Genomic DNA, 23,742 nt, shown 5'->3' on the forward strand with positions numbered 1-23,742 from the left:
GCATGAGAGAGGCGCGGAGAAAACATGTTCAAATTCACTTACTATAGACGTATCCAGGTTTCATTTCTTTTGCTGATTTTTATTCCGCTGATTGCAGTATCGATCATCTCCTTTGTGCTTATTCGGGATACGATGGTAGAAAAGCTGCAGCTCAGCAACGATAACTTTCTGAACGTTATGATTGACGAACTAAACAAGACCATTGATGATGTGACATTTGCATCGCATTTTATTGTAAACGATACCAATTTTCGCGCCAATCTGAAGGTCTTTGCAGATACCGAGCGATTGAACACCTATCAGGATTACGTACATTTTACGCAAATTCAGGATGTGTTTTCGCTCATCAACTCTAAGCCGCTAAATAATAACATTCGCATGTATTTGGTCAACCGGAAACACTTTGTGATCTCGTCTGGGACTGAGAATTTATCCGTGATTAATGCCAACATGGACAAGCTGATGGGACGTGTCAATATTCACGAACCGGAGACCTTGCAATGGCTTGGGATGGCCGACAGCGGTTCCGGTAAAAGCAGTAGCTACTATATTGCCAGAGTAATCTATGATAGTCGGGAGAAACAGCAGGTGTCCGTGCTTCTCATCTCGATTCCCGATGCCTATTTCAACAAATTGCTCGGGCCGGTCGAGTTTGGCAAGCTGGCGTTGTTTGATTCCAGAGGAGGTCTGATCGCCGGGAACTCAGAGCTAGCCCCAGAAGGCAAGGAAGCTAGAGGGAGCGTGCGTACGGCCAGAGCCATCGATAAATCCAATTGGGAGCTGGTCTATGAAGCTTCAGAGAAAGAATGGTCGGGCCAGATTTCGCGAACTTTTTATAGTGGTATTGGTTTAGTGCTTCTCTTGTTTATTGTCTTTTCGGCTACTTCCATGCTGATTGCCAAAAGATTGCATAGTCCGATCATGAAGCTGCAGCGCGTTGTGCGCCAGTTCGGGATGGGGAATCTTGATGTCAGGCTGGAGGTCAAGGGCAAGGATGAAATCGCTGAGCTGGGGCAGACATTGAATACTATGCTGGATCAACTGCAAGGATTGATTCACGACATCGAGCTGGAGCAAGAACAGAAGCGAGTGATGGAACTTGAGGCGCTTTTTATGCAGATTCGTCCCCACTTTTTGATCAACACGTTGAATTCGATCAAATGTAGCCTTATTTTGGCTAAAGATAAGCTGCACAGCGGGATCATTGATTCGCTAATGAGTCTTCTCCGTGCCTATCTGAAGGTCAATGAACCGGCTAGCTTACGGGAAGAATGCAGACTGCTTGGTCATTATATCGACATCATGAAGATCCGCAACGAAATCCCTCTTGAACTGGAGGTCGATCTGGAAGCGGATACAGAGAAGCTCATCGTTCCTAAACTTATTCTGCAGCCTCTCGTAGAGAATGCTATCGTTCACGGTCTAGTAGACCACCCGGCACCGCGTATTGTCGTCCGTGCGCGAACGATCCCTGATGGGATTATGATTGAAGTCGAAGACAATGGCTGCGGAGCAGGGGCAGAAATTCTGGCAGGACTGAACCGCAGATTGCTCTACAAGGACGATGAACAGGATGAAACTTATCAAAGGGTCGGTTTAATTAACGTGGTTCAAAGGCTGAGGCTGACCTATGGTCAGGATACCCGCTTATCGCTGCATAATTTGCCGCAAGGTGGGGTGTCCGTTTCTCTGTATTTGCCGCAAGGCAATCATCAGGTTAATCTGTCGGAGAGAGAGAGGGATATTGATGTATAAAGTGATGCTCATAGATGATGATGTTCCTATGCTCAAGGTGCTTCAGCAGATGATTGACTGGGAAGCACATAGCTTGCAGATTGTCGGCAGCACCTATTCCAGTGCCAAGGCGTTATTAATGTTTGAGGAAGTGCAGCCCGACATCGTGATTACAGATATTGGCTTGCCGCAAAAGAACGGGATTGAGCTGGCCGATTACTTTACCCGGATGAAGCCGGAGGTCAGAATTATTTTCCTGACCTGTCATGAGGATTTCCATTATGCTCAGCAAGCGGTAAAGCTGAAGGTGGATGACTATTTAATCAAGGACCAGCTTACGGACGAGCAACTGGAGAAAAGCCTTGCCAAGTCTGTACGCTTGCTTAAATCGAAGATCGGATTAATCAAGCATGGGGAGACGGGTTACAACAGCCAGTTATTCCGGCAGAATCTGCTGCAAAGGGTGATTGGCGGCGCCCCGCCCGAAACCACGCTAGCCTATGCGGCGCAAATCGGCATATCCTGGACGTACCCGTGGTTCATGCTGGGCACGGTCAGCATTCACTTTTCCAGTTTCGAGAAGAGGTACAAGCAGAGCGAGTATCCACTTATTTTATATGCCATCTACAATATAGCCCTAGAGCTGTCCGAAGCGTGTGAGGGGATTACGCCTTTTTTGGAACAGAAGAATATTGTGATTCTGTATAATTACCGTGTGAATCTGGCGCAGAATGCCAGTCTTTATTTTCATGATTATTTACAGCGATTGTGTTCCGAGTGCTCCCATCTCCTTAAGATTCAACCGGGCATCATCGCAGTCACTGAGAAAATAGAGCTGCAGGCGATTGGACAGATTCATCGGCAAATTGTCCAGGACAGGTGCGAGTTCTATGCGAGTGCGGAATACACAGTTCTGGATACTCTGCAAATCGCTACCCCTCGCTTCCAGCCTGCTCCTCAAGGATTTCTGGATAGTTATATCCCGCAGATGGAACGGGCCGTGATTAAAAATGATCTTGAAGCCATCCGTGGCACTCTTCAGGAAATCGCTAGGACTGCAAAAGTTATGGCTATCCATCCGGGCGATTTCGTCCGGGATTTATCCTTTATGCTCCGCGGTATCGAGCTGATGTTTACTAGCCTAACATTCGATGAGGATCTGTTCGTCTATCTCGTGCAAACCCGCACACTGGAGGATACGATGGAACTGGTGGAAAGAAAGCTTGTGCAGATTACAGGCAACAAACAGCAGGTGGCGGGAACTCCCCCGCAGGAGCCCAAGCTGCAGCTTATCCAGCAATTTATCGATCAGCATCTTGGCGATAACATCACTTCAATCGATATGGCACGTTATCTCTTTCTGGACCCGAGCTATTTCTCGCGTTATTTCAAACGCATGACAGGTCTGACTTTTACGGACTATGTACATCAGCACAAGATGAAGGTTGCGACCAAAATGCTGAAAATCTCCAGCCAAAACCTGGAATCGCTGGCCGTTGGTCTGGGATATTCGGACAGAACCTATTTTTCAAAAGTATTTAAAAAATATGTGGGAACTACGCCGAGCGAATATAAATCCAAACACTCAGTACGCTGAGAAGTGCAAATCTCAACCTACCGAATAAACCCGCCGCCCATCTTGGGCGGTTTTTTTGTTGTCGAAAGACAAAGGTCAAAATCTTGCACATCTCGGGTCATAATCACTCCTTCATGCGGGAGGCGGATATATTACTATAATGACAAATCAAATTGTCGAGGTGATACAACGTGGAGGCTGCAAAACAACCTGTGCCAAAAATTCTGCAGGAGAAGCGGAAGTTCTGGACTCCGCAACGGAAAGAGGCTTTGACCGGGTGGCTGTTTCTAGCTCCGGAAATTGTCGGAATGCTTTTTCTTAATGTATTTGCACTTGGATTCTCACTTTATTTAAGCTTCTCGAAATGGGATCTATTGTCGGGGGTTCAAGGGATCGAGTTTATCGGATTGGATAACTATATCAAAATGTTCCATGATCCGAGCATCATTCAAGCTTTGAAGAACAATGCTATTTATATGATTATGACCGTGCCGATACCGATTGCGATTGCTTTGGTGCTGGCGGCATTGATTCAAAATAGTGTATTTCTTAAAAATTATTTCAAAGTTGCCTTCTTTATCCCTTATATTTCTTCGATTATTGCAATTGCCGCTGTATGGAGCGCATTGTTCCATCCATCCCTTGGACCGATCAATCAGTTCTTGATGGAGCTTGGAATTTCCAGCCCTCCAAAATGGCTGGTGGATCCAAAGACCTCGCTGTTATCGATTGCCATTATCAGTTCTTGGGCGAGTCTGGGTTACACCATTATTATCTATATGGCCGGCTTGACGAATATTTCCGATGAAATCTACGAAGCCGCCGAAATAGATGGAGCTAGCGCACTGAAGAAATTCTTTGCCATCACGGTTCCGATGCTGCGTCCAACCACGTTCTTCTTGCTTATAACCATGCTGATTGGCTCGTTTAAGGTGTTCGACATCATCGCGTTTTTGACCGAAGGTGGCCCGAACAATTCTTCTACCGTGCTTGTGTTCAGGATCTATGAGGAAGGGTTCAAATACTACAACATGGGCTATGCTTCTGCAATTTCCTGGCTGCTATTCGCCGTCATAGGCTTGATCACCGCAGCTACTTGGAAAATGAGAAATGAAGAATAAAGGGGGGAGATTAACATGCAAATGATTAGAAAAAATATGTCCAGAGTGATCACTACCTGCATCATGGGGGCTTTGTCCATTGTATTTCTTATTCCTCTGATCTGGATGATTTCCGCAGCCTTTAAATATGAGAAAGATGTTATGCGCTTCCCGATCCAATGGATTCCCGAGAAGATCAATGTAGCGTATAATTTCAAGATGGTTTGGATGGGACGAGTACCTTTTTCTCATTTCTATTTAAATTCCTTTAAAGTTGCGATTATTACAACCTTAATTACACTTATCATTTCATCTATGTCGGCGTACGCCTTGACCAAAATCAAGTTCAAAGGACGAAATATGGTGTTTCTGGCGCTGCTGTCATTCATGATTATACCTGACCAGGCCACACTGATTCCGCGCTTTCTGCTGATTCGCTGGTTCGGTCTTTATGATACTCATGCTGCAATTATTTTAATGAGTATGTTCTCCATCTACTTCACGTTCCTGCTGCGGCAATTTATGATTGGTGTCAGCGACGAATACATTGAAGCGGCGCGAATTGACGGTGCAGGCCATTTACGGATATTCTGGTCTATCATTATTCCGCTCTGCAAGCCGGTGCTCGCTACGGTGGCGATCATCAAATTTATCTGGACCTGGAATGATTACCAGAATCCGCTGATCTTCTTACTAAATAAGAATTTGTACACTATCCCACTCGGTATGACACTGTTCCGGGACGATTATTCGAACAACTATGCGATTATGATGACGGCAGCTGTTTCGGCGATCATCCCGCTCGTCATCGTGTTCATTGCCCTGCAAAAGCAAGTCATTAACGGAATCTCCCTTGGCGGCGTAAAGGGCTGACCTGCGGGTGTACGATAGATAGTAAAAGTCAAAAATGTGATCCTACAACAGCAAAATTGTGCACTTGGCCAGTAAAGCGGATGCCTATAATAAGAAATGAAAAAGGCACTATACTTAAAATTCAGTGCGGGGGGAAGTAAAATGAAAACAAAGAGCAAGAAAAGATTATCCGTTGTACTGGGCTCCATGCTGGCGGTTTCCTTAACGCTAAGCGCCTGTGGAAATTCCGGAAACTCGGAAAAGAATGGGAATGCTGAAGCTGGTACGAATGCCGGGAACACCAAGGTGGACAAGCAAGTCGCCATCAAGTATTACAACTGGGATAATGAAGCCCAGTCGGCTGGTACCGATGCTATGCTGCAGGAATTTATGGATCAGAACCCAGGCATCAAGGTAGAGCATGTGACACTCGTTCCCGGTGATTCTGTGGAGATGCTGAAGAAACTCGACTTCCTGATATCTTCCGGCGAAGCGATTGATGTTGTTCAGGTGCCAAGCTTGGGAGGCGTGCTTGAACGGGCGACTCGGGGAGCACTTGCCCCGCTGAATGAATTCTATGAGAAAGATAACCTCGTTCCTGAGGATGAATATTATGTGAATGCTAAGGTCGACAACAACTATTATGGGTTGCAATATACGAAGAGCAGCAACTACGTGATGCTGAACAAAGATGCACTGGATGAAGCGGGTCTGTCTGTACCTACTTTTGGCTGGACATGGGATGACTACCGCGACTATGCCAAAAAACTGACCAAAGGCGAAGGCGTGGACAAACGTTACGGCACTTATTTCCACACCTGGGAATTGTACATGAACGCTCCAGCTCAAACGATGATGAAAGACCCGTTCGTATATGATGACGGGACGACAATCTTCGCGGATCCGACATATAAGTATTTCTTCCAGCTGCGTAAAGATATGGAGTCTGCTGATAAATCTGCGAAATCTTATGCAGACGCTCTTGCCGCTAAGCTTAACTATCGTACCGAATTCTTCAATGAAGAAGCCGCTATGATCTTGGCTGGCAACTGGACGATTGCTGATCCAGGTAACACCGAGCAGTATCCGCATGAATTCAAGACAGCCTTTGCTCCGGTACCGGTGCCTCCTGCAGGATCGGAACCGAAAGACTATGAAGGCAAATACTTCACCAGCGGCAACATGCTGGCGATGGGCGCAACTTCAAAGAACAAAGAGGCTTCCTTCAAATTGATGAGATTTATGTCTACGGCTGTTAGTGATAACAGACTGGAATTCTCCGGATATAAAAAAGCTGACAATGAGACCTTGCTGACTAAATTGGTCGCTGGCAAAGAAGATATGTATGATATGGATTCACTCAAATACACACTTTTCGATAACGAAATTCAATTCCTTGACGGTGCGCAGGTGATGACGACGGCAACGTCCGAATTGACCAAAATTATCGATGACGGCTTCAGCAGATTCATGCTTGGAAATGAATCGATTGATAAGGTGCAGCAATGGATGGTTGGTGAAGCAACGAAAATTATCAACGAAAAAGGTGTCATCAAGTAAATAGGCAATAAGCGAGGTATCCCAAGTTGGGGACGGGGCTTTGGAAGGTCATCAACCGGCTTTCCAAAGCCTTATTTATACATTGGGCTTACACAAATATACGGGAGAGTATACAAATGATGGAAAGCATTTCTTCAAAGAACAAGTCCGAAGAGCAAGCAGCGTTGCCTTCTAGGGAACAGATGGAGTGGCAGGATCTGGAGCTGGGGATGTTCTGCCATTTTGGAATGAACACGTTTTGCGATCAGGAGTGGGGAGAAGGCAGCGATTCACCTACGCTTTTCAACCCGCTTCATCTGGATGCCCGCCAATGGGTTAGTGCAGCTAAAGAAGCTGGATTCCGTTATTTTATACTGACCGCTAAGCATCATGACGGCTTCTGCCTGTGGCCGACTGCAACAAGCACTTATTCTGTTGCCTCCAGCCCATGGAAAGAAGGGCGAGGCGATGTTGTCAGGGAGTGCGCGGAGGCTTGCCGTGAACTTGGACTAGGCTTCGGCATTTATTTGTCTCCATGGGACAGACATGAGCCATGTTATGCGGATCCGCAAGCGTATGATGATTTCTATTGCCTGCAATTGCAGGAGCTACTTACGGGCTATGGCCCACTTACGGAGATTTGGTTCGACGGTGCAGGATCTGAGGGCCGTAATTACGATTGGCGGCGAATTATGGATCTGATCAAACAATATCAGCCAAGTGCTATGGTGTTTAATATGGGGGCACCAACGATTCGCTGGGTTGGCAATGAGGATGGCCTTGCTCCTTATCCATGCTGGAACACTGCGGATTCCGCTCGGGGTAGCATGTTCAGTGAAGCCTCATTGAACTGGCTTCCCGGAACACCGAGCTGGGTGCCTGCGGAATGCGATGTGCCCATCCGTAAAGACCGCTGGTTCTGGCATCCTCAGGAAGAGCATCTGCTGCTGTCTCTGGAGCAGCTAATGGATATCTATTATCGTTCGGTCGGACATGGGGCGACTTTGCTGCTCAATGTGGCCCCTGACAATCGCGGGCTGCTTCCAGAGGCCGATGTGCAGCGACTGCTGGAATTTGGCAAGGAAATAGGGCGTAGATTCGGCAAGGCACTAGCCGTAACGGTAGGCACTGGAGATCTTATTGAGCTGGAATTGCCTGCTGCAGCTACTGTGATTGACCACGCTGAGATAATGGAAGACATCGCTTATGGCGAGAGAGTGAGCGAATATGTGCTGGAAGCATTCAGTGACGGAGCGTGGCTGGAGTTGAAACGTGGCAGCGCGATTGGCCATAAGAAAATCGACGCCTTCCCTCCGGTATGCGCAGAGAAGATACGACTACGGGTGCCAGTGGCTGCCGCAAGCCCTAAGATTAGACGGCTTGCCGTCTACCACTGTGGGGAATCGTTAGAATAAATGCTAAAAAGGAGGTCGTCGATAATGAGCCTACTCACTTGGAACGACGGACACTATTTGCTGGACGGACAGCCTTACCGGATCGTATCGGGAGCCATTCATTATTTTCGGGTTGTGCCTGAATACTGGAAAGACCGGCTGCTGAAATTGAAAGCCTGCGGATTCAATACCGTGGAGACCTATATCGCCTGGAATATGCATGAACCCAAGGAAGGAGAGTTCGTATTTGATGGCATGGCCGATGTGGTCTCTTTTATTGAATTGGCCGGAGAGCTTGGGCTTCATGTTATTGTCAGACCGAGTCCATTCATCTGTGCGGAATGGGAATTCGGTGGTCTGCCGGCCTGGCTGCTGGCTTACAGTGAACTTCAGCTTCGCTGCTGTGATCCTCTTTATTTAAGCAAGGTGGACCGGTATTACGATGAGCTGATTCCTCGGCTGGTTCCGCTGCTGTCCACACATGGCGGGCCGATTCTGGCCGTCCAGGTAGAGAATGAATATGGCAGCTATGGCAATGACAGTAGTTACCTGAGATATATGCGTAATGGACTCCTCAGCAGAGGGGTTGATGTATTGCTCTTTACCTCCGACGGACCAACCGATGAAATGTTGCTCGGCGGAACACTGGAAGATGTGCATGCTACAGTTAATTTTGGCTCCTGTGCAGAGGAATCCTTCCGCAAGTACCGGGAGTACCGATCTGAAGAGCCGCTGATGGTGATGGAATATTGGAACGGCTGGTTCGATCATTGGATGGAGGATCATCATGTGCGCGATGCCGAAGATGTTGCTGGCGTTCTGGATGATATCCTGACACACGGCTCCTCACTCAATATGTACATGTTCCACGGCGGGACCAATTTTGGCTTCTATAATGGGGCGAATCATATCGTCGCCTACGAGCCGACGACTACAAGCTATGATTATGATGCCCCGCTCACGGAATGGGGAGATACGACGGCGAAATTTGAAGCTGTTCGGTCGGTACTGGGCAAACATGGATTTGCACCGACTTGTCCGCTCCCTGAGCCGATTCCGAAGATCTCCTACGGGAAAGTTGCCTTGATGGAAAGAGCGGAACTATTCACAGCCTCCAATCTGGAGAAGTTATCCGAGCCGGTGAACAGTGTGTGTGTGCAGCCGATGGAAAAGCTGGGACAATCCTATGGTTTTATATTGTACAGCACTTATGTGCAGGGACCACGGTCCAGGCAGAAGCTTTACATCGAAGGTGTGCGTGATCGGGCGCAGGTTTTCCTGGATGGACAGGTACTTGGGGTCATTGAACGCTGGAATCCGCAGCCACTTGAACTTTCCATTCCTGCCGGAGGAGCGCAGCTGGATATTCTCGTCGAGAATATGGGTCGGATTAATTATGGGCCGCTCATTCGTGATCCGAAAGGAATTCTGGACGGGGTTCGAATCGATAACCAGCTGCAATATAACTGGACGATCCGTACACTTCCGTTAGAACCGGGAACGCTGGCTTCACTTGAGTACAAGGAGCAGCCGGTGGAGAAGCAAGAAGCTGCGGCACTTTCGGGTTTGCCCGGATTCTACCGGGGCTGCTTTGAGGCGGAGGAAATTGGCGATACTTTTCTACGGTTCGATGGATGGAAAAAAGGGGTTGCCTGGATCAACGGATTTAATCTGGGCCGCTACTGGAACGCAGGACCGCAAAGGGCCCTATATATCCCCGGTCCATTGCTGCGCAAAGGTCGTAATGAACTGGTTCTTTTTGAACTGCACGGCTGTGCGGAGACTTGTGAAATTGAGCTTGTGAATTGCCCTGATCTGGGAAGAACTTCAGCCGTCGACGATGCCGTGCTGAATTTTGTGCAGGAAGATAACTTGTAGACATTTTTAGCTTTGCCGTCATAGAAATCATTCCCCTATCCTCTCAGCCATTAGACACAAGAAACCTGCGTTTTCTTTCATTATTTTACAAAAAAATGAAGACGAGCAGTCAATATAAGAATACCTGAAAGGCACTCCTTCGGGCGTGCCTTTATTTTTCGATGCCACATGGTTTTGTAGTATGATGAGCACAAGGCAGCTACATGGTTGTTCATAGGCTGAGAAGAAAGTGGGTGTCGCTATGTGGTTTTGTATGATCGCGATGGTCGTGATCTTGATCGATCAGGTCTCGAAAATTTGGATTCGGATGAACCTGGATATCGGAGATAGCTTGTTCTTCGGACGATGGGAGATTACACATTATGAGAATAGCGGGATGGCTTTCAGTTTATTCCAAGGTTATGCGTGGTTATTCGGGGTGATCGCCATCTTGTTCGTCATCGGTGTGTTCTATTATCGCAGCATGGGTGCCTGGAAAGGCCGATTGGCGGATATGATCGCTGGTTTCTTGGTCGGCGGTGCGGTTGGCAACGGGATTGATCGACTGGTGTTCGGGCAGGTCACGGATTTTATCATGTCTCGATCGGGGAGAGGCATTCTCAATCTAGCGGATTATGCGATCAACATCGGGATGATCCTGCTCGTCTTAAATATGGCAGTGAGATTCGTGAAAAAGCGGGTCTGTCACGCGCATTGAGGAATTATTCTCTTATCTTTATAGATTCCTTAGAAGTTCCTGTTACGATGTCTCTGCATGGTAAGAGAACGACGTAATAACAGATTTCGAAGGAGGAGAACATTCAACATGCAAGCAACGAAACGATTAACAGGTATCATTTCCCTGGGCCTAGCATTTTCACTATTACTATCGCCAGTGAGCGCCTCGGCGACCGCGCAGAAAATTACGGGGTCGAAGGAGAATATTCAAGAGATTAAATCTTTGACGTCATCGGACTATAAAGATTTAGCGTTTCTGAAGCCGATCTTGAAAGATAAGACGGTCATTAGCCTTGGCGAGAACTTTCACCGTGTCGCAGAATACAGCAGCATGAAGACAAGGTTGATCAAATATTTACACGAAGAGCTGGATTTTGACGTGATTGCATTTGAGTCGGGCCTTGGGGATTCCTTCATGACGTATGATAATGCAGGAACATGGACATCGCAACAAATGATGGAGCGTTCAATTTTTCCCATCTGGCATTCCAAGGAGACTCTGAATTTATTCGATTACATCAAGAAGAAGCAAGGGACGAACGATCCCTTATATCTAGCAGGTTATGACATGCAGTTCACATCAGGGTACTTAACGCAATTTATTGCCGGTTGGATTGCCAAGGTAGACAAGGATCAGGGCGAGAATTATTTCAACTTCGAAATGCAAGCAATGACGGATTTCTATAAGGTGCTCAACCAATATGGCATGGACGATAGTCATCCGGAGGCGAAAGCAGAAATCAAGAAGGTGAAGGATGCGTACGAACCGAAATACAAGGCGTTGATCCAGTTCATCCAAGAGAACAAAGAACAACTTGCAGCCGCCTACCCTGCGAACCCGCGGATGGTGGATATCGCTGTCAAGACGTTGGAGGATCGGGTCAAATTCATCGAGATGGGGATGTACGATACGAAGGAAAGCTATGAATTCCGTGATCGGATCATGGCTGACAACGTGGAGTGGTTAATGAAGGTGATGTATCCCGGCAAAAAAGTGATTTTATGGGCGCATAACGATCATCTGGCGAAGAATACGTCCAAAATCGAAACGAAAGAACAAGGGAAATGGATCAATAGCTTTACAAGCATGGGAGAATTGCTGCATAAGAAGCTAAAGGATAAGGTCTACGTGTTGGGTCTATACATGAACAGCGGTAAGGCGAGCACGATTACGACACAGAAGATCTTCGATATTCAGCCGATGCCGAAGGGGAGTCTGGAACAGCTGATGATGCAGAGCGGTTATAAGATTGCGTTTGCGGATCTATCCAAGCACAAGTCTCCGAACAAAAATAATGCTTGGATGTTCAAACCGATCTATGCAGCCGAGGATGGCATGACGTCCGAGATCATTATGCCGATGTCGATGCGATTCATTCCAAAAGAGCAATATGACGGGATCATCGTCTTCGATAAAGTCAAAGAACCGACAACGAAGCTCTAACTCGGTTATACCTGAAAATTTAATTGTTCCCCTGTCGTGAACACCGTGTGTGCCGCTGCAGGGGGATTTTTGGCGCACAAGAAGGTACAATGAGGGGATAAAGCTGCTAGATTGATAGACGCGAAAGGAAATTCAAGAGATGAGAGAAAAGATATTAATCGCCGATGATGAGCGAGAAATCGTCGGATTTATGCGCGATGCGCTTCAGGATGATGGGTATGAGGTATCAGTGGCTTATGACGGCAAGGAAGTGTTCGATCGACTGGGAGAGACGCCTGACTTAATCATCCTGGATATTATGATGCCGCATCTCGATGGGCTCGAAGTATGCCAAGCGATACGTGACCGGGTCTCGTGTCCGATTCTGTTCTTAAGCGCGCGCTCCAATGAAGCGGATCGGATCCAAGGACTCGCCGTCGGTGGCGATGACTATATCGTGAAGCCTTTTAGCATGCAAGAATTGAAGGCGAGAATAAGAGCGCATCTTCGTCGGGAGCAGCGGAGCCATCTTGATCGTCAACCGAAGCTGCTGCATCATGGCGATCTCACGATGGATCTGGACAGCCATCAGGTATTCTACCAGAACCTCCCGATTCCGCTGACCAGCCGGGAGTTCGAATTGTTCCGGCTTCTCTTCATGCATCCGAATCAAGTATTCTCGCGGGAACAAATCTATGAGAAGATCTGGGGATTCGATGCGGAGGGAGAAGCAGCCACAATCACCGAACATATCAAAAATATCCGGGCGAAGCTGGCGTGCGCAGCACCGGAGAAGACCTTTGTTACAACGGTATGGGGGGTAGGGTACAGATTCGAAAGGAAGTAAAGGCAAGTCGAAAACCGCTGCGCAGACAGTTTATGGGCGCATTTACACTCGTTCTTTTCTATAGCTTCATCGGCTCGATGCTGGTTTGGGGCAGTACGCTTTATGTTTTGATTAATCAAACGGACAAGAGCATTCTACCAGCCAATTATTATGAGCAGCAAATTCCCCAGATTCTAGGTTATGTAGATCAGCAAAAAGACGCCTTATTATCTCCTTCGAAGCAGAATGCGTTGGAACATGTTATTCTGACGAAAGGCATGCAGTATCAAATCGTGAATCTGAAGGGGCAAATCGTCTACGGCTGGAAGGGGCAGACCTTCGTCAACAGCCCGGAGGATGTGCTAAGCAAGCTGAACCGCAGCGAGAAACAGGGCGGGAAATATATCAATTACCACCCGATCCTTGATTCGCAGAAAAAATTAAAGGGGATGCTGGTGCTACGATACAGTTTAAGTGTATCCTCCAACAACCCTGGAAACGGGCTGCTCGTTATGCTTATTTTGTGCAGTTTGATCGCACCGTTCTTCTTCATCGTCTTGTTCTCTTTTATTTTCGCGAGAAAATTGGGTAAACGGCTCGAACCGTCGATCGCACGGATCATCGGGGGAGCTAGACGAATCCAGCAGAATGACCTGAATTTCTCCGTCGCAGGAGCAGGTGGGTCGAAGGAGCTGATCGAGCTCTCCGATGCCTTCGAAGAGATGCGGATCGCGCTGGAGCAATCCTTGAAGTGGGAGTGGAAGCTGGAGCAGGAGAGACGCGACATGATCTCTGCGATTGCCCATGATTTGCGGACGCCGCTGACGATCATTCAAGGTCATGTAGATAATTTAATCGAGAGCGGTGCACGCCGTCCCGAACGGCTGGAGAAGTACTTGTTAACCATTCAGAACAGTACGCAGCGTGCGGACAAAATGCTGACGGAATTGCTGTTCATGAATAAAATCGACACGCCTGATTTTGTCCTCCAGTATACGAGAGCGGATTTACTCGCCTTCTGTGAGCGGAAAAAAGATGAATACGCATTGTTATGCCGTGAGAAGTGGATTGCTTTTGACTTCTCTTATGTGAATAGGCGATGCGACCAAGAACAGCAGTTTCTTGTGGATACATCCCGGTTGGAGCAAGTATTCGATAACGTGATTACCAATAGCTTACGATTTACGCCAGTGGAGGGAAGGATCGAGTGGACGGTCATCGTAGAGGAGACGCAGATTACCTTTGACATGAAGGATACGGGGAAGGGGTTCAGCGCTCTTGATTTGCGGCGGATGTTCGATAAATTCTACACGGGCGATCCGTCTAGATCTCTAGACAAAGGTCATTCCGGGCTTGGATTGTATACAGCACAGTTGCTCATTACAAAGCACGGAGGGCATATCGAAGCAGGAAACCGTGTCGAAGGCGGCGCACAGGTGATCATAACGGTGCCATGTAAAAAAGCCTGAAGAAACTCATCATACGAGTCTTCAGGCTTTTTGCTGCAATAATTCGATAAATTTATGGAACGCGCTTGTCTTGAAATGATCCCGTCGATAGATGAACTGTACGGTCACATGGCGGTAATGATCGGGATGGTACTGCACCGAGCCTTCCGATTCGGAACCAGACAAAGCGGCAAAAACGAAGCTGTATGTTTCTGAAGATGCGTATGTCAATGGAGGATCGAAAGCTGCAGTCGATCCGGGAGGCTCAGCAACTCGAGCTGAAAGCGCAATGATTCTGCACAATCTGCTTGCAATCAAGACTGAAAAATAAGCATTCGTAGCTAGGGCTTTGGGACGGTTCAGTAGAACCATTCCAGAGCCCTTTTGACGTTTACAGAAGTCTCCGGATGACCTCTTAAAATTAAACCGATTGTAATGACGTTTCATTTCACCTTGGTTTGTGAATAATAGGGGATTGAATAGAAAGGAGCATTAGAGATGCAGGCGCATATGGATATTGTTCTTCGTACTGTGGTCGCTATGATCATGCTGCTAGTGATAGCTAAGATATTGGGTAAACAAACGATTTCTAATTTGACGTTTCATGATTTCGTTACAGGCATTATATTGGGATCGCTTGCGTCGAACTTGGCTTTTAATAAAGACCTGAAGTCGTCATATATGATCGTGGCGCTCATTGTTATAACTGCTACGTCTTTTCTACTATCTATCATAGCTATAAAGAGTCGTAAAATGAGAAGCTGGATCTCTGGTTCACCTACGGTACTTATCGAAAACGGGAAAATTCTTGAAGGGAATATGAAAAAGGTAAGGTATTCACTAGACTCCTTGGATCAGGCACTGAGGGAAAAAGAAATTTTTAATTTAGAGGCAGTAGAGTATGCCGTATTAGAAGATAACGGAATGGTATCCGTCTTAAAGAAACAAGAGTATCAATATGTTACTCGAAAAGATTTGAAGCTTCTTTCGGTTCCTCAGAGCTTTCCTGTTGAGTTAATTATGGATGGCGTCCTCATTGAAGAGAATCTTGAGAATAATGGACTGACCAAAGAATGGCTGGAGAATGAATTAAGACGGAAGGGGAAACGGATCTCTGACGTATTTTACGGGGTAAGAGGAACGCAACGGCAGCTCGTTTTTGATTATTATGAAGACGGGATAAACAAACCGATTGATAAAGAATAGATTCATTCATATTGGAGATTGACGGATCGCTGAGGACCGCTCTATAATGTTTGTATAAATATTAATTAGTTAATAAAAATATAAATGTTGAAGGGCGGAGTTTATTCATGGCAGATCGCGCAATCCTTAACACAGACATTCGCAAGGGTACGATAAACAAAAATATTTATGGACACTTCTCTGAGCATCTAGGACGTTGTATTTATGAAGGCATTTGGGTCGGAGAAGATTCACCGATTCCTAACACTAACGGTATTCGTAATGATGTTGTGAAAGCGCTTAAAGAAATACAGATTCCAGTACTTCGCTGGCCGGGTGGATGTTTTGCAGATGAATATCATTGGAAAGATGGTATTGGTGATCGCGAAGCTCGTAAACGTATGATCAATACGCATTGGGGCGGTACGGTTGAGAACAACCATTTTGGAACACATGAATTTATGGAATTATGTGAGATGCTGGAATGTGAACCTTATATCAATGGTAATGTGGGAAGTGGTACGGTTCAAGAGATGTCCGAATGGGTAGAGTATTTAACCTTTGGCGGTGTCTCACCGATGTCTGAGCTTCGCCAGCAGAACGGTCATCAAGAGCCTTGGGCTGTCACTTATTTTGGCGTTGGTAATGAGAATTGGGGCTGCGGCGGGAATATGCGTCCAGAATATTATGCAGATCTTTATCGCCAATATCAGACGTATGTACGTAATTACGGGGACAATCGTATTCATCGGATCGCTTGTGGTCCTAACGTGGACGATTATCACTGGATGGAAGTTCTAATGCGTGAAGCTACACGCTTTATGGACTCGATTACCCTTCATTATTATACGATTCCTGGTCCAGCATGGGAGAATAAAGGGGCAGCAACAGGCTTTGAAACTAGTGAATGGTTTAGCACTTTAGAGAAGGCCCTTCGCATGGATGAGCTGATTACTAAACATGGCGTTATTATGGACAAATATGACCCGGAAAAAAGAGTAGGCCTTATCGTTGACGAATGGGGAACTTGGTATGATGTTGAGCCGGGTACGAATCCAGGATTCCTATATCAACAAAATACAATTCGGGATGCCCTTGTAGCTGGCGTAACCCTGAATATTTTCCATAAACACAGTGACCGGGTACGGATGGCAAATATTGCGCAGACCATTAACGTGCTTCAAGCAGTGATTTTAACCGAAGGAGAAAAAATGCTGCTAACGCCTACCTATCATGTATTCAATATGTTTAAAGTCCATCAGGATGCTGAGTTGTTGGATTTAACAATCGATAGTGGGACTTACAGTTTTGAGGGCAGCGAGATTCCTGAAGTATCTGCTTCAGCTTCCGTAACAGACGCTGGGATCATTCATGTCAGTCTTTGCAACTTGAATCACGCTGCATCAGCTACTGTACCCCTCGAGCTACGTGGCCTTTCCGGGCAGAAGGTTGAAGTGACAGGCACTACGCTCACAGGTAACAAGATAGATGCTCATAATACATTTAGTCAGCCAGATGCTGTCGTACCGCAAGCTTTTACAGCCTTTACACTTGAAGGTGATCTTCTTAATGTAGAGCTGGCTCCAATGTCAGTAACTGTGCTGGAGATTACGCCGAAGGCATAAGGTGGTGTTATCATGTCAACAACATCTGCATGCAAGGGGTGCCGCGACGATTATAAGGTTACCGATGCACAGATAGAGCGAATCTTGTCATCATCCATGTTTAAGACAGAGCTTTGTGTTCCAGATGAGGTTTATGCTGAACGGATTTCTCTTTGCGGGACTTGTCCTAAGCTGCATGAGAGTGTGACTTGCGTAGCTTGTGGATGCATTATTCCTGTTGTAGCTAAGCTTAAGGAACGTGGCTGTCCACTGCCTGGTGGCGGATTATGGGGACCCTTCATTGAACATGAAATAAGGTAAAATAAGAGCCGCATTCGACTCTCCAACGGGAGATGAATGCGGCTTTATTCATGGGTATCTGTGTAGAACAGCTCAACGATTAGATCATCATTATAGTTGCCAAAGCCTTTGCCAAAAAGGGTAATGCCGCCAATATGCTCGGCCTCTTCATCGACGGAAAGCTTGAAAGTCCATTGCTTGTTGCGAATGTTCACTTGATCCAGCGTAACGTCGGACAGTTTCAGGCCGTCCATAAACGTGCCTTTAGATGTAATGCGCAGCTGCTTAAGAAGGCCGTATTGATTCGTGAGTGCTGGCCACCAAGCTGGCGTGTATTTACCACGTCTATCTCCGTAGTCACCCGGACTTGTCCAGAATCCAAGTTGTACTCCGTTCAGTGTGAAAGTGATGTCGGAGGGCCAATTATTATTAATGGAAGGCGCTTCGGAGGCAATCTCCATCGTAATGATTAGCTCCTCGGGCTGTTGACTGGAGAGAAGGAAGTTAGGAATTTTATATTCGATATATCCTTTGCCGAACCAGAGAATACCAGCATTCATACGCTCGAGATCCCAGAAATAACGGGGATCATCAAAGCTGCCAATCACTTGCTCTGTAGTGGCAAGACCGCAGGTAGGCTCGATCATGAAGTCGGAATAATGTCCAACAGGAATCTCCTTGCGGTAACTTTTGCGCTCATTAATTTGTCTGCCTGGAAAGGTGATCTCGGCACTTTCAGCAGCCAGCGTACAGATCTTTTGCAGACCACTTCGTCCAGGTGCCATATGTGTCTGGATAAGTCCTGCAGCTTCTAGCTTACGCACATGCATTGTCATAATGGCGCTGCTCAAATTTACCGCTGCGGCCAATTCCTTGACATTCATTGGGTTCTCGGCAAGCAAGCGCAGCAGGTGCAGACGAACTGAACTGGCTAAAGCTTCGTAGACGGGAAGAGATTCTTCCGACAGGTCAAGTTTCATAGATGGCCTCCAATTTAGTTCAAGACGTATAGTTAATGATTATATTATTTAAATGCTTGTTTTACAATACGAAGGTGAGAAATTTTATGGACGCTCATTCACTTTGATCACATGATTTAAGATAAAAAGAACGGAGCCTGAGGCTCCGCTCTCTTTCCAAATGATGATTCTCTTAATTTACATTTGAGTTATATTCGGTCAGTATTTCGTCTGATTTGAGTGCTCTGCTGTAAATCTTCAGTTCATCAATCATTCCCTTATAAGGTACGTCCCAATAGTTTACGCCAAGAGCGAACACACCATTCTTGTTCTTAAACACATTCGGGAAGCCCTCACCGGAGAATTGCTCAACTCCGTCGAGGTATACCTTCACGGTACCGTTGTTGACCGCAAATGCTACATGCGTCCATTTATTCTCTGGAATCTTCATAGCGGAAACAGCATCATACCATGCCTCGCCAGACCATAGCAGTGTTTTACCTCCGCCGTTCTGTGGAACGAAGCTAATCCAGCTGTTTATCGAAGCAGCACCGAAGAAGGTTGTTGTTGCATCTGTAAGCTGCTCAGGGTTTAACCACATAGATACGGTATAGGTATTGCTGTCAATTAATCCATTAGGTAACCGGATTCCGGAAACACCGTCAAATACTGCTGCTTGATTAGTGATACCGTTACCGTAAGTAATGTTACCTACAGTTGGGGCCTCGATTTTTATTCCCGTAACCTGGCCAGTACCGACCAATTGGAGGGAGTCATCAAGGTTTCCATCAAAAGCATAATAGGCTACTTTTCCATCCGTAACGTTTACCTTATAGTCTGCTGAGACACCACTACCATCAGCCGCAGTGGCTGTAATCACTGCTTCGCCACCTACCGTTAGCGCTGTTACGGTTCCGGTTGTAGCATCAACTGAAATGGCGCTAGGATCACTAGAACTCCAAGTAAGTTTCTTATTTCCTGCATTGGTAGGCAGTACTTTTACTTGAGGGGTAAAGGTATTCCCCACAGCCACATCCATTTCAGCATCATGGAAGGTTATCGTACTTACTTTTACATTACTGTCAGGCTCACCATTTACCAGCAAGTCTACAGCTTCAGCGGAAAGTGCACTTTCGTAGATACGCAGGTTATCAATCAAACCTTTGTAAGGGATATCCCAGTAGTTTACACCCAGTGCGAATACTGCATCTGCGCTGTCAAATACATCCGTAAATCCTTTTCCAGTGTACTTCAATACTCCGTTTACATAGAGCTTCACAGTCCCGGCATCGTAAGTGAAAGCTATATGCGACCATTGGTTAACTGGAATCTGCATGCCTGCTTCTGCATCGTGGAAGGTTTGGCTACCAAACCACATCCGGGTAGTAGCTCCACCGTTTCCATAAGGCAAGAGACTAATCCAATTCGTATCTGTTGTAGCACCAAAGAAGGCTGTAGTGAATTGAGTCAGTTCTTGTGGGTTAAGCCACATGCCTATTGTATAGTTGTTGCCTTTAATCAAACCATTGGGTAGGCGAATACCGGAGCTACCGTCGAATTTAGCTGCAAGACCAACTTCACCTGTCTCATAGGTGATGTTCCCACCAGTATTGTTAATCCGATTGCCGGTAATTGTACCCTTATCAGTACGATCTCCGTTCTCTGAAAGATCTCCTTCAAAATCATACGCTGCCACCAAACCGTCTTCTAGTATATTTCCAGTCAGTTCCATTACAACGATAGTAAAGGTCTTAGTTGCAGTAGACTCACCCAGCGCAATCGTAGCAGTAAGTTCAATCGTTGCGTTTCCGAGTCCTTTTTCAGGACGAACAACTGAACCATCGTTTCCTACTACGGCTTCATTGGAAGACGACCACGTAATGACTGTTCCTCTTACGGCCTCAGTTGGGAGCGTAAGATCTTTGTATACTTTACTTGTGTTGCCCAAGCTTAAACTATCTTTAACATTGGATACAATTTGATCTGTGCTCAGCAGTTCAATTTGGCTGCCCCAGACGGTAACACCCTTATTGGACATGGCTGTGAAAGTCATAACATTGCTCTGACGAGTGGAATCCCATTGTTTTACGAATACACCTTTGTAGAGATTTTGTACAGTAGCTCCGTCTTCTATTTCATTGATGAGCAGGTCGGCGTAATACTCTTCTTTTAGCTCCCAAGAACCGGTTACGGACCCTGTAATGGTTCCATCACCTCGCAGTTCGATAGCTGTTGTGGATTTAATTTTAGCAGAAGTATCTTTCCCGTGATTCACGAACTGATAAGCTCCAATAACATCTTCCTGCATAACAGCTGCGATAGTTTCACCAGTGTAACGATGAGGAGAAGTGAGCGGCCATCCATCTTCGTTGGTGAACATTTGATGCACACGAAGCTCATGTGTTTCACCACGCTGCGGGAAACGAGTGTGGAAGAAGTTGAATATTTTACCCGTCTCTTCATCATAATTCACTGAATTATGGCCTGATGCAACATAGCCGTAAGTTTGGAAGTCTGGGTCACTATTCACGTTCGTGAACATGAAGTTACCAAGAACTTTGTTGCCAATGGCCGAATGGTCATTGCTCGTTGCCAGCACTGCACTTTGTCCGGCAGAATCCACATAAGGACCATCCGGATTCGTTGAACGGAACTGACGCATATTGTAACCACCGTCGGACGCTAGTCCTCCATAAGTTACATATAAGAAGTAGTAATCTGTATTCTTGTCGTAAACGATATACGGACCTTCGCCCGATTTGGTCATACCGCCAGAAATATGGGTACCGAAATACCGGTCGATTAGACGTCCATCAGCGGTCGTTCCGTCTTTACCCGGATATTTAGGCTCGCCGGTAGCTGGATCGATTTCTAGAATAAATATACCGCCTGACCATGATCCATAAGTCATCCACAGCTTGCCGTCTTTATCGTAGAATAACGTCGGGTCAATTGCGTTTGTATACGTTTTGTTCTTATATGAACCGCCTGCGTCAAACCAATCTGGGTTGGCATCTTCTAATGTTCCGTTATCAATAAGCTTTTGAATATTTGTGTTTGTCCATTTTTTGTTAATTTTGCTGTTAGTATCGTAATCTTCTTCCTTGGTGAAGCCGGAATAAATTACGGTATTTCCATAGGCATAAGGACCTTCAATATTTTGCGAAGTGGCAAAGCCAATCGCTGAGCGGATGTAAGTGGAAGAAGCACTATAATACATCATATAAGCGCCAGTGGTCCCGTCCGCATTCTTATAATTCTCATTCCAGAAAACGTCTGGAGCCCATATGGAAAATCCGCCTTTACTGTCAGAATCGTTTTCTCCAGCCCATTTAAAGGATTCTGCCAGATTCGCGGAAAGATCACCAAAGAGTACGTTGCCTGGTGTTGTATAACCATTTGTGAAACGAGTCCAGTTCAGAAGATCATCCGATTTGGCCGCATCGATATGAGACCCGAACACATAATACGTTCCTTTGTCTACAGCCACCGAAGGATCATGTACAGAAACATTGGTGAGTGCTGGTGCCGTTGTTGACGGACCCGGCGTAGCAGTAGGAGTCACTGTAGCTGTAGGAACCGGAGTAGTAGTAGGTGTAGCAACAGCGCCGCCGTCCGATCCACCAGAACCTGAACTACCAGAACCAGACGTTGCCGTAGCTGTCGGAGTAGGTGTTTCAAATTTGATTAGGTTACTGTATTTACTGTCAAAGCTAACCTTCCCGGTGCCTTGGATAGTAATCATATCGTTTATACCAAGGATAAGATTCTTGATTGCTGCACCAGCATCTACACGAAGCTTGGCTAATTGGTTCAATGTAACTTCAGTAATATTGCCTGCAGCTAGATGTAGTGTAGGCACTCCTAACGCTCGTACCTCAGCAGAATCAAAGTTTCCTCTCAGCCTGATGATTGAATCGTTCGGGAGCGTATTCTCTATAACGACCCGGCCGAAGCCTGCTCCCGTCAAAGTAGTATCTTCCTCAAGCATTACACCGGAATGTACACGTACACTTGGTACGGCACTCGTTCCTTTAGTAACGACGCGGAGTTTCCCATTACGCTTATCTACAACCATGTCACCTGCATTAGAGTTACTAAGTACGATACTATTTTCGCCGCCGCCGGATACGAATATTGTTCCTTTAACAGTGACGTTATACAGCGTGATATCACCTTCTGCAATACCTTCGGTAAGGTACAGGTTTCCGGAGATGGTGGAGTTGTTCAACTCAACACCCGGGTTACTAATTACCATATTCTGAGTGGTAATCCCCGTATAACTCCCGCTCTTAGAAGTGATTTCCCCGGCCAACTTCTCAATCATACGCAGTGCTTCCGCTCTTGTTACGGCTTTTGCGCCTTTAAAGCTGCCGTCACTATAACCATTCAAATAACCTTCACCAAATAAAGATAATACAGCTTCTTGGCTCCATGAGGGTAAATCTTCAACATCTTTTGGTGCAGAGGTATTTGCAGAAGAATTGAGCTGGAATAGTCTGTGCAGCATAACCGCGGCTTCTTGACGACTTACTACCTGTGTTGGTCGGAAGGTGCCATCGCTATATCCTGATACATATCCTGCAGCCGAAGCTTTCTGGATATCGCTGTAATAAGCACCTGACTCCAGTGCATCCGTGAAGGCAATTTCTGATTTTTCCTGCAAATTAAAGACCCGATTGATCAATGTGACCCATTCCGCGCGGGTGATCTCTTGATTCGGTTTGTAAATTCCATTTCCATAGCCTGAAATCAAGCCCTTATCCACCCAGGATTGAAAATCTTTCTGTGCCCAGTGGCCCGAATAATCGACAGCCTGTTGTTGCGTGGATGGTGGGATTGTTTTGGAATCGCTTGCAGAAGCTGCTGAAATGAATGGTGCAGGTACTAGCAGCGTGAGTGCAAGAAGTGAAGCGGTTAGCTTACGAGTTGTTTTCCTCAAATTCATGATCCTCCGATTCTATTGATTAGAGATTGCGGCGGTACGAAAAATGTAAAACGCTTACAATAGAACTACTAAAAAAACGTTTTTCACAAATCAAAATGGATTTGTTTTATATTTATACAAACCATATCGTGGAAAACGTTTTATGTTGATCTCATTTTAAGCATGATATTAGCATATAGTCAAATAGAAATTTATGAAACGATGAATCTATTTATATTTTTATTGATAAAAGGGTAGTTGGGTTTGGATAACGTATGAA

17 protein-coding genes are annotated in these 23,742 nt (G+C 46.1%); 14 read left to right on the forward strand and 3 right to left on the reverse strand.

The window, feature by feature from the left end; genetic code table 11:
* The first annotated feature begins 24 nt into the window (after positions 1 to 24).
* The 11 genes from PAENI_RS30870 (at position 25) to PAENI_RS30920 (ending at position 14,508) form a co-directional block, all read left to right on the forward strand.
* Positions 25 to 1,755, forward strand: a complete 1,731-nt coding sequence (locus PAENI_RS30870) for a sensor histidine kinase (RefSeq protein WP_149647890.1) — start codon at positions 25 to 27, stop codon at positions 1,753 to 1,755.
* Positions 1,748 to 3,331 (forward strand): response regulator transcription factor, encoded by a 1,584-nt coding sequence (locus tag PAENI_RS30875; protein ID WP_149647891.1) that lies wholly within the window; start codon positions 1,748 to 1,750, stop codon positions 3,329 to 3,331. The genes PAENI_RS30870 and PAENI_RS30875 overlap by 8 nt, the downstream gene beginning before the upstream one ends.
* Before the next feature lie 170 nt (positions 3,332 to 3,501).
* On the forward strand, positions 3,502 to 4,431 hold the full coding sequence (locus PAENI_RS30880; RefSeq protein WP_042125419.1) for a carbohydrate ABC transporter permease: 930 nt from the start codon (positions 3,502 to 3,504) through the stop codon (positions 4,429 to 4,431).
* Positions 4,432 to 4,446: 15 nt separating this feature from the next.
* Entirely contained in the window at positions 4,447 to 5,283 is an 837-nt protein-coding gene (locus tag PAENI_RS30885; RefSeq protein ID WP_149647892.1) for a carbohydrate ABC transporter permease, read from the forward strand.
* 141 nt (positions 5,284 to 5,424) lie between these two features.
* Positions 5,425 to 6,822, forward strand: coding sequence for an ABC transporter substrate-binding protein (locus PAENI_RS30890; protein ID WP_149647893.1), 1,398 nt, complete (start codon positions 5,425 to 5,427; stop codon positions 6,820 to 6,822).
* 116 nt (positions 6,823 to 6,938) lie between these two features.
* Positions 6,939 to 8,216, forward strand: a complete 1,278-nt coding sequence (locus tag PAENI_RS30895; protein ID WP_262495794.1) for an alpha-L-fucosidase — start codon at positions 6,939 to 6,941, stop codon at positions 8,214 to 8,216.
* Between the two features lie 24 nt (positions 8,217 to 8,240).
* Complete coding sequence (locus tag PAENI_RS30900) at positions 8,241 to 10,073, forward strand: glycoside hydrolase family 35 protein (protein WP_149647894.1); 1,833 nt, start codon at positions 8,241 to 8,243, stop codon at positions 10,071 to 10,073.
* Positions 10,074 to 10,326: 253 nt separating this feature from the next.
* Entirely contained in the window at positions 10,327 to 10,770 is a 444-nt protein-coding gene (gene lspA / locus PAENI_RS30905; RefSeq protein ID WP_262495795.1) for a signal peptidase II, read from the forward strand.
* 108 nt (positions 10,771 to 10,878) lie between these two features.
* The gene (locus PAENI_RS30910) at positions 10,879 to 12,234 is read left to right on the forward strand and encodes an erythromycin esterase family protein (protein ID WP_149647896.1); all 1,356 of its coding nucleotides are present in this window, start codon (positions 10,879 to 10,881) and stop codon (positions 12,232 to 12,234) included.
* Positions 12,235 to 12,373: 139 nt separating this feature from the next.
* Positions 12,374 to 13,060, forward strand: a complete 687-nt coding sequence (locus tag PAENI_RS30915; protein ID WP_149647897.1) for a response regulator transcription factor — start codon at positions 12,374 to 12,376, stop codon at positions 13,058 to 13,060.
* Positions 13,027 to 14,508 (forward strand): sensor histidine kinase, encoded by a 1,482-nt coding sequence (locus tag PAENI_RS30920; RefSeq protein ID WP_262495796.1) that lies wholly within the window; start codon positions 13,027 to 13,029, stop codon positions 14,506 to 14,508. The genes PAENI_RS30915 and PAENI_RS30920 overlap by 34 nt, the downstream gene beginning before the upstream one ends.
* A gap of 21 nt (positions 14,509 to 14,529) precedes the next feature.
* Here PAENI_RS30920 and PAENI_RS32135 read toward each other — a convergent pair whose 3' ends face one another.
* Positions 14,530 to 14,934: a type 2 periplasmic-binding domain-containing protein gene (locus PAENI_RS32135; RefSeq protein WP_188114762.1), complete on the reverse strand. Its 405-nt coding sequence runs from the start codon at positions 14,932 to 14,934 to the stop codon at positions 14,530 to 14,532.
* Between the two features lie 51 nt (positions 14,935 to 14,985).
* Here PAENI_RS32135 and PAENI_RS30930 point away from each other — a divergent pair, with 51 nt between their 5' ends.
* From PAENI_RS30930 to PAENI_RS30940, 3 genes are all read left to right on the forward strand, one after another.
* Positions 14,986 to 15,693 carry a DUF421 domain-containing protein gene (locus PAENI_RS30930; protein ID WP_149647898.1) on the forward strand — a complete coding sequence of 236 codons (708 nt, stop codon included), beginning with the start codon at positions 14,986 to 14,988 and terminating at the stop codon, positions 15,691 to 15,693.
* A 107-nt stretch (positions 15,694 to 15,800) separates the two neighbouring features.
* Positions 15,801 to 17,297: an alpha-N-arabinofuranosidase gene (locus tag PAENI_RS30935; RefSeq protein WP_149647899.1), complete on the forward strand. Its 1,497-nt coding sequence runs from the start codon at positions 15,801 to 15,803 to the stop codon at positions 17,295 to 17,297.
* 12 nt (positions 17,298 to 17,309) lie between these two features.
* On the forward strand, positions 17,310 to 17,597 hold the full coding sequence (locus tag PAENI_RS30940; protein WP_042186032.1) for a hypothetical protein: 288 nt from the start codon (positions 17,310 to 17,312) through the stop codon (positions 17,595 to 17,597).
* Positions 17,598 to 17,641: 44 nt separating this feature from the next.
* On the opposite strand, the gene PAENI_RS30945 is transcribed toward PAENI_RS30940, so the two are convergent.
* Together PAENI_RS30945 and PAENI_RS32895 are read right to left on the reverse strand one after the other, a co-directional pair.
* The gene (locus tag PAENI_RS30945; protein WP_042186033.1) at positions 17,642 to 18,556 is read right to left on the reverse strand and encodes an ArsR/SmtB family transcription factor; all 915 of its coding nucleotides are present in this window, start codon (positions 18,554 to 18,556) and stop codon (positions 17,642 to 17,644) included.
* Between the two features lie 172 nt (positions 18,557 to 18,728).
* Positions 18,729 to 23,477: a LamG-like jellyroll fold domain-containing protein gene (locus PAENI_RS32895; protein ID WP_262495797.1), complete on the reverse strand. Its 4,749-nt coding sequence runs from the start codon at positions 23,475 to 23,477 to the stop codon at positions 18,729 to 18,731.
* Positions 23,478 to 23,742: the final 265 nt, after the last annotated feature.

Source organism: Paenibacillus sp. B2(2019) (assembly GCF_008370385.1).
Taxonomy (GTDB): domain Bacteria; phylum Bacillota; class Bacilli; order Paenibacillales; family Paenibacillaceae; genus Paenibacillus_AQ.